Annotated in this window: 1 protein-coding gene; it reads left to right on the forward strand. The window is 75.9% G+C overall.

The genetic code is table 11. The annotated features are described in order from the left end of the window. The first annotated feature begins 154 nt into the window (after positions 1 to 154). Positions 155 to 988, forward strand: a complete 834-nt coding sequence (locus HMPREF3099_RS10310) for an ABC transporter permease (protein ID WP_070705884.1) — start codon at positions 155 to 157, stop codon at positions 986 to 988. Positions 989 to 1,022: the final 34 nt, after the last annotated feature.

Below are 1,022 nucleotides of genomic sequence, written 5' to 3' on the forward strand. Positions count from 1 at the left end.
TGGCCGGGCGTGGCCAACGCGCTGGTGCAGGCCGCCCTGCAGCTGGACTTCCCGCTCCTGGCCGCCCTGACCACCCTCACCACGGTGCTGGTGCTGGTGGGCTCGTGGGCCGCCGACGCGCTGCACCTGGCGCTGGACCCGAGGGTGGAGATCGATGCGTGAGCTGACCCGCACCGCCGGCGGCCGCGTGGCGCTGGGCACCCTGGCGGTGCTCGTGCTGCTCGCCGTGGTGCTGCCGCTGGTGGTGGACGACTCCACCCACCTCGTGGACGCCCTGCAGCCCCCCTCGGCCGAGCACTGGGCCGGCACCGACCACGCCGGGCGCGACCTGCTGGTGCGGGTGGCCCAGGGGCTGCGCGTGAGCCTGCTCATCGCGGCCCTCTCGGCGCTGGTGTCGGTGGTGCTCGGGGTGCTCGTGGGCGCCGCCGCGGCGAGCCTGGGCCGCTGGGCGGACGCCCTGCTCATGCGCACCGGCGATGCCGTCTCGGCCCTGCCGCACCTCGTGCTGGGCCTGGTGGTGGTGGCCCTCTACCCCGGCTCGGTGGTGGCCATCGTGGCCTCCATCGCGCTGACCCACTGGCCCACCGTGGCCCGCCTGGTGCGCGCCGAGGCGCTGGCCGTGCGGAGCTCGCAGTACGTGGACGCCGCCCGGCTGGCGGGCGCCTCGCGCTGGCAGCTGCTGCGGCGCCACCTGGTGCCGGCGGCGCTGCCCCAGGCGCTCGTGGCCGTGGTGCTGCTGCTGCCGCACGCGGTGTTCCACGAGTCCACGCTGAGCTTCTTCGGTCTGGGGCTTCAGCCCACGCAGGCATCGCTGGGCACGCTGCTGGCCCAGGCACGTTCCGACGTGCAGCTGGGCGCCTGGTGGTCGCTGGTGGTGCCCGCCCTGGCTCTGGGGGCCACCACCGTGGCGGTCGGCGGCCTGGGGCGGGGCCTCACCGACGCCCTGCGCTCCGGCGACGCCATGAGCGAGGCGGAGGTGCACGCATGAGCCCGATGACGGGGGCCACCCCCTTGGACGACAC

Origin of the sequence: Kytococcus sp. HMSC28H12, from assembly GCF_001816045.1 — a bacterium.
Classification (GTDB): Bacteria; Actinomycetota; Actinomycetes; order Actinomycetales; family Dermatophilaceae; genus Kytococcus; species Kytococcus schroeteri.